This is a genomic window from Christiangramia sp. (assembly GCF_029937855.1).
Lineage (GTDB): Bacteria > Bacteroidota > Bacteroidia > Flavobacteriales > Flavobacteriaceae > Christiangramia.
In genome coordinates this window covers 23,334-35,066 of record NZ_JAPYPC010000002.1, presented here as the reverse complement: position 1 = coordinate 35,066, position 11,733 = coordinate 23,334, and the positions used below count along the sequence as shown (strand labels likewise).

The window sequence follows — 11,733 nt, the reverse complement described above, 5'->3', positions numbered from 1 at the left end:
TAATTCTTTAATCTTAAACATTATCCAAATGTTAAGATATTTAACTTTAACATTCACTGCCTACAAAACTATACAAAAAAAGAAAGTGCCTGATTTTAGGCACTTTAAAACTACTAACAAACTATTAACAACCTGGAAATAATTAGCTTAAATAAAATTTTAGCATTTTTTTAGTAGAAGAATCGTGGTTATTAATATTTTTTGATGAGAATTCAGCAAGGATTTTGTTAGCAAGTTGCTTACCTAATTCCACACCCCATTGATCGTAACTAAATATATTCCAGATCACTCCCTGAACAAAAATCTTATGCTCATAAAGTGCAATAAGTTTACCTATACTTTCGGGTGTTAACTTTTCTATCAAGATGCTATTTGTAGGATTGTTGCCACCAAAGACTTTAAAGGCACTAATCCTATTGATTTCTTCCTGGTTAAAGCCTTTTGCCTTTAGCTCCTCCTCTACTTCTTCCGAAGTTTTTCCATTAAGCAAGGCTTCAGTCTGCGCAAAGTAATTGGCCATTAATTTATCCTGATGAGAGGTATCCTGAAAAAGTGAATGCTTAAATCCGATAAAATCTGCAGGGATCAACTTGGTTCCCTGGTGGATCAACTGAAAAAAAGCATGTTGTGAATTGGTACCTGGCTCACCCCAGATGATTGTACCGGTTTGATAATTTACTTTCTCCCCGTTTCTATCCATACTTTTTCCGTTACTTTCCATAATTGCCTGCTGAAGATATGCCGGAAATCTATGGAGGTATTGTGAATATGGGATTACAGCCTCACTTTCGGCTTTAAAAAAGTTATTATACCATATACTGATGAGAGCAAGCTGCACCGGAAGATTGTCTTTAAAAGAGGCTTCTTTAAAATGATCGTCCATTTTACGAGCCCCGTCCAATAAGGATTCAAAATTATTATAACCTATGGCCAGACTTATGGAAAGTCCAACTGCACTCCATAAAGAGAAACGACCTCCTACCCAATCCCACATAGGGAAAATATTATCTGGGGCTATTCCGAAATCTTCCACCACTTTTATATTGGTAGAAACCGCCACGAAATGTTTGGAAACTTCCTTTTTAGGAACCGATTTTAGAAACCATTCTCTTACCGTCGTAGCATTGCTTATAGTTTCCATCGTAGTAAAAGTCTTGGAAACAATCACAAACAAAGTGGTTTCTGGATTCAGGTTTTTTAGGGTCTCATGAACATGATCCCCGTCTATATTAGAAATAAAATGAGTATCGAGGTGATTTTTGTAGAATTTGAGACTTTCAGTTACCATGACCGGTCCAAGATCTGAACCTCCAATTCCAATATTTACAATATCTGTAAATGCCTTGCCAGTATAGCCTTTTTTATTCCCGGAAATTACCTCTTCACTAAAACTTCTGATTTGCGCCTTTACTTCCTGAACTTCTGGAACTACATTTTTCCCGTCGACTTTAATTTCTGAATTTTTATCAGCTCTTAAAGCGGTATGTAATACGGGACGATTCTCGGTTTGATTAATCGGCTTGCCTTCAAAATAGCTGTCAACAGCTTCTTTTAATCCGCATTCTTGCGCGAGTTTTAGCAATAAACCCTGGGTTTCTTCAGTAATCCTGTTCTTACTGTAGTCCACATAAAAATCTTCCCATTGAATAGAAAATTTTTCTGCTCGCTCCTCATCCTTGCTGAACATATCTTTCATATGTTCATTTTGAATTGCACTATAATGCTTTTCGAGTTCCTTCCAGGCGTTTGTTGTGGTTGGATTTATATTTTTCATCTAAATATTTTTGTACGGAATTTGCTCTAATTCTTCTTTCAACGGCTTTATATAAGCAAAATATTCATCTTTTAACTCCTCTTCTATATGTTTGGCTGAAGGAAGGTTTTGGCGATATGGATCTACCTGTCTTCCATTCACCCAGAAACGATAGCACACATGAGGCCCGGTAGCAAGTCCTGTACTTCCTACATATCCAATCACATCTCCCTGACGAACCGTTTGCCCGTTGCGAACATTCCTTTTGGTCATATGCAAATACTGCGTGGTATACTTACTATTGTGACGCACTTTCACATAATTCCCATTTCCCGAGGTGTAACTTGAGGCGATCACCGTTCCATTGGCAGTACTTACAATAGGAGTACCGTAGGGAGCGGCATAATCTGTACCCAAATGTGCTTTCCATCTTTTCTGTACGGGATGAAAACGCCTTTTGGTATACCTTGACGAAATCCTTGAATAATTCAGAGGTGCTTTCAGGAAGAAACTTTGTAAAGCTTTGGCTTCAGCATCATAAAAACTGGGCTGACCTGAAATTGTATCATTCAAATATCTAAAAGCGTAATAAGGTTCGTCTGAATGTTTAAAAACAGCCGCATCTACCTTTTCAATCCCGGCAAAAATAGTATCATCAATATATTTTTCCCGGTAGACCATCTTAAATTGATCACCCTTCTGAAGTTTGAAAAAGTCAATACTCCATTGGTATATATTAGACAGCTCATAAACCAACAGGTTGCTTAGACCCTGGGCTTGTATGGCTTCAGAAAGTGAAGAAGTGATCACTCCGGAAACTTCCCTTTTCTTAATGGTAACCGGTCTTTTTTTCTTTTCGGCATAAATACTGTCTCCAAGTGCTACTACCGTATAATTGATCTTGTCGTCCTCATAAATAAAATACTGTGGAGTTCTTGCAGAATCTTTAGCTTTTAAGATCATATATTTCTTTCCTGCGGTAATTCGGGCAGGATTGAATGTGTCTTTTACTTTATTAGAAATTTCATAGACTTTGCCATGACCAACCCCGTTTTGATCCATGATAAAACCGAAGCTGTCGCCAGATTCAATGGTATCTTTCACCACTTCAAAATCATTCAGCACAAAGCCATATTCCTTTTTTACCGGAGGAGGCACCTCCTTCTTAACTTCTTTAACCGCCTGTTCTTTTTCGTCATCATTACAGGCCGAAAATGCCAGTATCATTATTAAAAATATACCTAATTTCTTCAATTTTTTATCTTTTATTTTCTGTATTAAAAGTATGATTTACCCATTGTTTTCCCCAATCTTCCTGTTCTTCTTTAGTCCATAAATTCGGGAAAAATGATATTTTTTGAAAGCTTGGAGGAAGGAATTTCTTCCAGTTTGTCCCGCCTGTTGCTTTAACAGTCTCTTTATCTTTACTTAGATAACGATATGCAGCACCTATGTGCATTAACAACCAGTTGATGTTAACATTTACATCCAGATTCCGCATCGCCTGTATTAAATCTTCATTAGCCCTTTCATCCTCATGCATGTTTAAATAACGATGATAAATAGTTTTATTACGTACCTCATTAGCAATACGTAAAAACCGGGGGGTATATCTTTTTTCGAATTGCCTTAAGGTGAGTGTTTTTTCTCCGGTTTTCAAGTCGATCCCGCCTTTTTTCCAATATATATTCTCGTAAAGTTCTTCCGGACTGTTTTCTTCGGAAAAATTTCTTCTTACCTCATCAGAAACCAAATGCTGCAATGGAGTCGCATATAATTCTATCATTCTAAATTGTGCCGACTGAAATCCACTTGCAGGCAATAAAGCCATCCTGAATTTGAGAAATTGTTCCCTTTCCATTCCTTTGATCATTACATCAAAAGAATCGATAAGAATTCTAAAATACCTGTTGATCCTGTTAAGTTTTTCAGTAAAAAAGGAAACGGTAAGTGTAGGGATTTCTATAATTTGCTTTTGCTCGTGAATTATAAGTTTAAAATATAATTCAGTAATTTGATGGTACGTGATAAAGATCGTTTCATCAGGAAAGTGTGTATTTGTTTTTTGCAGGCTTAGAAGGGTATCTACTTCAATATAATCCCAATAAGACAAATAACGATCGTATAAAAGACCATCTAAATAGGAACCCATATCCTGTCCCGAATTCTTAAACTTTTCTTCCAGTCTGACAATTCGTTCTGCGATTTCGGGTTTTATTTCCATATTTAATTCATTATGATGCTAAACTGATGCTTTAATCCTTTATAGGCTTCAAGATCTGCATCTAAAGATCCAACGGCAAGATCGGCTTCAATTTTAACCGGGATCTTATTTTTATCATCGCTTATCCAGAAAGTAAGGCTTTCTTTTTCCTTAAATACCCTTCCTGCCAAAACATAAGGGCGGAATTTTAAGGTAGCTACTTTTCCGAATTTTGTCTTTATAACTTCCCTACCCAGAAACACAAGCTTAAAATCAAGGTTTTCATCATCGATGAACATATTCACCCTCATTTCATCACCCGGTTTAAGCTCCTTACCGTTAATTTGGTTGCGAATATAATAAAATGATGATAACATATCGTGCACATTATTGGGTACGGAATAGGATTTTTTCTCCCTGTTTTTTCTATTTAAAACATGGGCCTTGTTATTGTTATGATCAAAATCTATTTCCAGATCTTTGGTATATCCCCCTTCATTAATGTTTCTTATGAACTTGTAAGGTTTTCCTGTCTTTTTATCTATGTAAGTTTGATAGTCATCATCCACTTTAAAAAATAGACCCAGCAACCCGGTAGATTTACCGCGACCCTTAATGTGATAAACCGGGGTATTATTAATGTTGGCTTCATCTACCTCTAACGTAGCATAGCTCGCGTTGAACATCCCGTAATGAATTCTGAATTTAAACCATTCTCCCGAATCGAATGCTTTTTGGGAAAATAGATTTATATGGCTTAGACAAAAGATTAGGGTAATTGCAAAAAGTCTTTTAATCATAATAGTTCTCATAAGTTTGAGTATATCGGCTTAATACGCTGATTACAATTACTATTCCAAAAGTATTAAAACAAAAAACCCCATCAAATTAATGACGGGGAATTTTATCTTATTAACCAACTAAAACTTAAATTATGAAAAAAATTTAATCATTCCTGGTAACCACTCCAAAAATGCGGTGCAAAAGTCCTGTATTTCTACTTTACCCGCAAGCAGTAAATAAATTTTAACTTATAATTTGTGTGATTATCAGTGATTTGAGTCAAAAATTTAAATTTTAGCAATTTTTTAGATTTAATTTAACGTACCTCTCAAATCCTGCTCTCTTTCAATGGCCTCAAACAAGGCTTTAAAGTTACCTTTACCAAAAGATTGCGCTCCTTTTCTTTGAATAATCTCAAAGAACATCGTTGGTCGGTCCAAAACTGGCTTCGTGAAAATTTGAAGAAGGTAACCTTCATCATCTCTATCTACAAGTACACCCAGCTCTTTAAGTGGCTCTAAATCTTCGTCTATGTCACCCACTCTATCCAGCAAATCATCGTAATAAGTTTCTGGAACATACAAAAATTCAACTCCACGATCCCTTAATTGACTTACCGTTTCTATGATATTATCTGTAGCCAAGGCAATATGTTGTACGCCAGCTCCATTATAGAAATCGATGTATTCTTCTATTTGAGATTTTTTCTTTCCTTCGGCAGGTTCGTTAATTGGAAATTTGATACGGCCATTTCCGTTGCTCATCACCTTACTCATCAGGGCAGTATAATCGGTAGAAATATCTTTGTCATCAAATGACACTAACTGCGCAAATCCCATCACTTTTCCGTAGAATTCCACCCATTTATTCATCTCGTTCCATCCAACGTTCCCCACCATGTGGTCTATAAATTTTAAACCGGTATCTGGAGATTTAGCTTTGGTATCGTAAACACGATATCCAGGTAAAAACGGACCTTCATATTCACCTCTTTCTACAAACAGGTGAATAGTTTCACCATACGTATGGATTCCAGAGATCACGGCTTTACCGTTCTCATCTTCCAGTTCATAGGGTTCTACATAAGATTTGGCTCCTCTTTTTGTAGTTTCCTCATAACTTTTTCTGGCATCATCCACCCAAAGGGCTACGAATTTTACGCCATCACCGTGCTTGTTCACATGGTCATTAATGCTACCATCTGGTTGCAAAGGAGAGGTTAAAACGATCCTGATCTTACCCTGCTGCATCACATAGGAAACACTATCTTTTTTACCAGTTTCAAGCCCGGCATAAGCAATAGGCTGAAAACCCCATGCATGCTGATAATAATAAGCTGCCTGCTTGGCATTTCCCACATATAGTTCTACGAAATCTGTTCCCAAAATAGGCAGAAAGTCTTCTGCTTCAGGAACTACTTTTTCTAAATTTAATGATGTGCTATCTGTTGACATTTTATTTTATTTTTTTGGATTATTGATATTTTAAAAAACTGAAGTTTGAACTCAGAATTTTACCACATCGCTCTATCCTGTGCTGATAAATCTTCTTTCATCTTAATGATCATGTCCATCTTCTAACCATGACGTATGGTAGGTTTCATCTGCTATTTCCATCGCGTCTTCTGTAAGCTTCAAAGGCTTAAAGGTATCTACCATCACCGCCAGCTCTTCAGTTTCTACCTGACCTATACTACGCTCAACTGCTCCCGGATGCGGACCATGAGGAATACCTGCCGGGTGCAACGAAATATGCCCGGCTTCAATATCATTCCTGCTCATAAAATCTCCATCTACATAATACAACACCTCATCACTGTCTATATTACTATGGCTATAGGGCGCAGGAATACTTTTCGGGTGGTAATCATATTTTCTCGGGCAAAAACTACAAACTACGAAAGCATCGGTTTCGAAAGTTTGATGCACCGGTGGCGGTTGATGAATTCTACCTGTAATAGGCTCGAAATCATGAATAGAGAATGCATAGGGGTAATTATAACCGTCATATCCAACCACATCAAATGGATGGGTGGCATATACCATATCGAATATTTTTCCCTGTTTCTTGATCTTTATAAGAAAATCTCCTTTTTCATCATTAGTTTCCAGCTCATGAGGTTGTCTAAGATCCCTTTCACAAAAGGGAGAATGCTCGAGTAGCTGACCAAACCAGTTTCTATATCTTTTTGGCGTATAAATTGGCCTTCTGGATTCAACAATGAAAAGACGGTTATCTTCATCATCAAAATCAAGTTTATAAATAGTTCCTCTTGGTATTAACAGATAATCGCCATATTTAAAATCTAAATTACCCAAATGAGTCCTTAATTTTCCTGTTCCCTTATGGATAAAGATCAGCTCATCTGCATCAGAATTCTTATAGAAATAATCTTCTGTAGAACCCTGCGGGGAAGCCAGGATAATATCGCAATCTGAATTAGTTAAAACCGGCTTTCTACTTTTTAAATAATCTGGATGTGGAGTAATTTGAAAGCCTTTGAATCTATAGGATTTAAGATTATTATCTACTGCTATTTTGGGAGTTACGTCATAGCTCCCTTTGATTTCCTTAACCTGAGTAGGGCGATGTTCGTGATATAGATTAGAAGACATTCCGTCAAAACCAATCGTTCCGAATAATTGCTCATAATAAAGGCTGCCATCGGGTTTTCTGAAAATCGTATGGCGCTTAGGTGGAATTTTACCCAGTTTATGATAAAAAGGCATAATAAAACGTTTTTAAATCGGCTTAAAATTAACGAATCCTTAAAATATCAGGATGAAATCGACATTATATTTCGATTTATACAAATATCATTAAAATTTGACGAAACAATCTTAAATCTAGTCTAAAAACAAGCTTAGAAACTATAAAATATTGAGCTTAAGAAATCTATCTCAAAACCAGAATCCAAGACTAAAAAACCAGTAGCTTTCTCTAATTTCAGGAGAATAAGAATATTTAGCCTCCAGCGGCCCCATAAAAGTGTCTATCCCATAGCCCAGGGCATAACCGGTAAAATCTGGTGCGCTAAGCCAGTTTCCAGTGGTATAGAGCCGGTCTTCCACATTGGCAATATTAGCACTGGCAATAAGGTGGTTTTTTCGGAATATTTCATAATCAAATTCCAGCAATGCTTTGATATAACTATCTCCGGAAAGACCTAAGAAATCATAGCCATAAAAAGGCTTGATATTATTGATGAAATCATTCCCATATCCACCCAAAAAGAAATCCAGAATTTCAGTGCCGTCATTCCCAATTTTAAATCCTGTTTCTGTAGAAAGGCGCGTGGTAAACTTATTGAAGGGCGTCACCGCATATCCAATCGCCCCCTTGGCAATGGAAAATTCAGAAAAATTATTGTTGAAATCTGAAGAGTATAGGTATAGATGGAAATCTCCCGTAAAACTTAAGCCTTTGGTCGGAAAATATTTATTGTCGTAAGAATCAAATTTTAAATATCCAAAAACGCTTCCGTAATGGCTATTATCAAAAATAAAGTCGCTATTGGTATTACTTTCATCATTAAAAGTCCTGCTACTTAATTTCAGGTATTTATGCTCTATCCCAGCACCTATGGAAAAAACCTGCTGAAAAAGCGTTTCTACATAAAACTGATTGGTGAAATCCTTAAAATTCACCCCTAATTCCCTTATGGTTTCAAACTCCTCTGGCGCCTGTACATCCCGTATGGCATTCAGGTCTATGTTCTTATCAAAAGTATTATATCTTGAATTTAAACCGATGCTCCAATAAAAACCTTTATCCAGATAGTAATTGAAATTATACCGGAGGTTATCACCTACAATTAAATCTAAAGAAGCTACATCATTTGTAAAAAGTAAACTTTTCCTGGTAAGGTTTACGAGAGCCCCGCTTTTGTACAATTCGTCGTAATGCAAACCCAGTCTTAAAAGCATTTTATTTTCGCTTTCTTCTATTTGCATCGCCAGTAGGTAATTCCCCTCTTCATCTTCGGGGATCAACTGATAATTTATCCTATCAAAGTTACCTGTTGCAGAAAGGTTGTTAAGTCCAATATTCAGATCTTCAAAATCATAAGGCTCCTCATAATCCAATTTCAGTTTCCCCTGTACGTAAGCCCTTGGATAGGTATTATTTCCCTGAAGTGTAAGGGCACTAATATTAAAAGTATCCACCTTTTTTAAATCGGGCCTTTTATATTCTTTCCCAACCTTAGAAGCAAGTTTTTTAATATCTTCCAGTTTTTTCAGGGCAGCCACTCTTCCTGAATCTATGATCGCATTGCCCTTATCAAAAGACATGACTGAAAAAGAGCTAATGTCCGGCCTGATATACACATTTGTTAACGGGATTTTTTCCTTCATATCGTTGATCGTACGAAAATTGCTTATTTGAGACATGATCTCAAATACATTTTGAAGTTTTTCCCTTTGCACTAAACTATCCTGCACATCTACACCAATTACTATGTCTGCACCCCTTCTTCTCAATTCTTCCACCGGATAATTATTGGCCACACCTCCATCGGTTAGTAACTGATCATCAATTTTAACAGGACTAAGAAGTGTTGGGATCGCTCCACTTGCTGAAATTGCCTTGGCCAGCGAACCCTCATCCAGGATCACAGCCTCTCCTGTTTCTACATTGGCGGCCACGCAAAAAAACGGGATTGGCAAATTGCTGAAATCATTCACATCACTTACATGAATAGTTAGCCGCGACATTAAATTATAGATATTTTGACCCTTGAAGAGTCCGGTAGGAAAAGAAATATCAAAGTCATCGAAGGGTAAGGTGATGGCATATTTTTCAGAATCTTCCTTTTCGTAGAAAGTTTTAGCTCTTCTGGGAAGGTTATCCTGAATTAAGATATTAAAATTTGTTTCCCTAAAAATCGAATCCAGATCTTTGGCAGAATAACCTGAAGCATACAAGCCCCCAATAATGGCTCCCATACTGGTGCCGCCAATATAATCTATTTTAATCCCTTCTTCTTCCAGCACCTTTAGAACACCGATATGGGCCAGGCCTTTAGCTCCACCACCACTTAGCACCAATCCTATCTTAGGCTCGCCTTTTTCCTGGCAATACCCAAACAGTGAAATACTAAAGAACAAGAAGATTAAAAATCTCTGCATCTATTCCGAATGATAATAATTATGAATGATTCCTGCCTTCGAAGCTCCAACCACCTCAGCCAGATCTTTCTGGGAAGCTTCTTTCACCCGTTTTAACGATCTAAAATGCTTCAACAATTCCACAACAGTTTTTTCCCCTATTCCCTGAATAGATTCCAACTCTGTATTAAGCGCAGTTTTACTTCTTTTATTGCGATGAAAAGTAATCCCAAATCTATGTGCTTCATTTCGCAATTGTTGAATGATCTTCAAAGTTTCAGACTTTTTATCGAGATATAACGGAATGGAATCCCCAGGATAAAATATCTCTTCCAGGCGTTTTGCGATTCCAATAATGGCAATTTTACCTCTAAGGCCAAGGGTTTCCAGGGCTTTAACACCACTCGATAGTTGGCCTTTGCCTCCATCCACTATAATTAACTGCGGCAGATCTTCTCCTTCATTCAGCAATCTGCGATACCTTCTAAAAACCACTTCTTCCATAGAAGCAAAATCATTAGGCCCTTCTACGGTCTTGATATTAAATTTACGATAATCCTTTTTACTCGGTTTCCCGTTTTTAAAAACCACGCAGGCTGCTACGGGATTGCTTCCCTGGATATTTGAATTATCAAAGCATTCAATATGCCTTGGCTCTTCACTCAATCTAAGATCTTCCTTCATCTGCGCCATCACCCGGTTTACATGCCTGTCCGGGTCTACGATCTTCATCTGTTTAAACCTTTCCTGGCGGAAATATTTTGCATTTCGCTGGGATAATTCTACGATCTTCTTCTTATCACCCAGTTTAGGCACTACAATTTTCAATTCTTCCCCAACTTCTACCTTAAAAGGAACATAAATTTCAGTTGAATTTGAACTGAAGCGCTGTCTTATTTCAACAATGGCCAATTCTAAGAGTTCCCGATCAGTTTCATCAAGCTTCTTTTTCATTTCAATGGTATGGGACCTGATAATTGCACCGTGAGACAACTGAAGAAAATTTACATAGCCATAACCCTCGTCGCTCACAATAGAAAATACGTCTACATTGCTTATTTTCGGGTTAACTACAGTAGATTTCGCCTGATAGTTCTCCAGAACCTCGATCTTATTTTTAATTCTCTGGGCATCTTCAAACTCCATCTTTTCAGCATGCGCTTTCATCTGATTTCTAAAACGCTGAAGGGAATCTTTGAAATTACCTTTCACGATCTGCCGAATTGCTTCAATATTGTTATTATATTCTTCTTCCTCCTGAAATCCTTCGCAGGGACCAAGGCAATTGCCTAAATGATATTCCAGGCAAACTTTATATTTTCCGTTTTCTATTTTTTCTTCGGCAAGATCATAATTGCAGGTTCTAAGTTTGTAAAGCCCTTTAATGAGATCTAATAAGGTATTTACCGTTTTAAAGCTGGTAAAAGGCCCGTAATATTCACTGCCATCTTTAATTATCCTGCGCGTAGGAAAAACTCGGGGAAATCGTTCATTTTTAATACAGATCCAGGGATAGGTTTTATCATCCTTCAGCATCACATTAAAACGCGGCTGATGCTTTTTTATCAGGTTATTCTCAAGCAGAAGCGCATCTGTTTCAGAAGCTACCACAATATGTTTGATCTCGTGGATCTTCTTCACCATAACACCTATGCGATGGCTGTCATGTTTCTTATTAAAATAGGAAGCAACCCTTTTTTTGAGGTTTTTTGCCTTCCCCACATATAAGATCTTGCCGTTCTTATCAAAATATTGATATACCCCCGGGTTATTGGGTAATGTCTTTAACTGAACTTCCAGCGCAGGTTTTTCCATTACCTCAAATTTAAAACATAAATAAGATCCACATAAATTTTTTAAGGCTGCTATGGAAAAAATTTAGTTAA

Annotated in this window: 8 protein-coding genes; all 8 read right to left on the bottom strand. The window is 37.1% G+C overall.

Annotated elements, in window-relative coordinates; all coding sequences use genetic code 11:
• Positions 1 to 142: 142 nt before the first annotated feature.
• Positions 143 to 1,774, bottom strand: a complete 1,632-nt coding sequence (gene pgi / locus Q1K34_RS01360; protein WP_300433874.1) for a glucose-6-phosphate isomerase — start codon at positions 1,772 to 1,774, stop codon at positions 143 to 145.
• On the bottom strand, positions 1,775 to 2,980 hold the full coding sequence (locus Q1K34_RS01355) for a peptidoglycan DD-metalloendopeptidase family protein (protein WP_300433873.1): 1,206 nt from the start codon (positions 2,978 to 2,980) through the stop codon (positions 1,775 to 1,777). It abuts the gene before it with no gap.
• 31 nt (positions 2,981 to 3,011) lie between these two features.
• Entirely contained in the window at positions 3,012 to 3,977 is a 966-nt protein-coding gene (locus Q1K34_RS01350; RefSeq protein ID WP_300433872.1) for a tryptophan 2,3-dioxygenase family protein, read from the bottom strand.
• 2 nt (positions 3,978 to 3,979) lie between these two features.
• Positions 3,980 to 4,756 (bottom strand): DUF3108 domain-containing protein, encoded by a 777-nt coding sequence (locus Q1K34_RS01345; RefSeq protein WP_300433871.1) that lies wholly within the window; start codon positions 4,754 to 4,756, stop codon positions 3,980 to 3,982.
• A gap of 294 nt (positions 4,757 to 5,050) precedes the next feature.
• Positions 5,051 to 6,193, bottom strand: a complete 1,143-nt coding sequence (gene hppD, locus Q1K34_RS01340; RefSeq protein ID WP_300433870.1) for a 4-hydroxyphenylpyruvate dioxygenase — start codon at positions 6,191 to 6,193, stop codon at positions 5,051 to 5,053.
• A gap of 102 nt (positions 6,194 to 6,295) precedes the next feature.
• The gene (locus Q1K34_RS01335; RefSeq protein ID WP_300433869.1) at positions 6,296 to 7,468 is read right to left on the bottom strand and encodes a homogentisate 1,2-dioxygenase; all 1,173 of its coding nucleotides are present in this window, start codon (positions 7,466 to 7,468) and stop codon (positions 6,296 to 6,298) included.
• Between the two features lie 171 nt (positions 7,469 to 7,639).
• Positions 7,640 to 9,868, bottom strand: a complete 2,229-nt coding sequence (locus tag Q1K34_RS01330) for a patatin-like phospholipase family protein (protein WP_300433868.1) — start codon at positions 9,866 to 9,868, stop codon at positions 7,640 to 7,642.
• Positions 9,869 to 11,662 carry an excinuclease ABC subunit UvrC gene (uvrC, locus tag Q1K34_RS01325; protein WP_300433867.1) on the bottom strand — a complete coding sequence of 598 codons (1,794 nt, stop codon included), beginning with the start codon at positions 11,660 to 11,662 and terminating at the stop codon, positions 9,869 to 9,871.
• Positions 11,663 to 11,733: the final 71 nt, after the last annotated feature.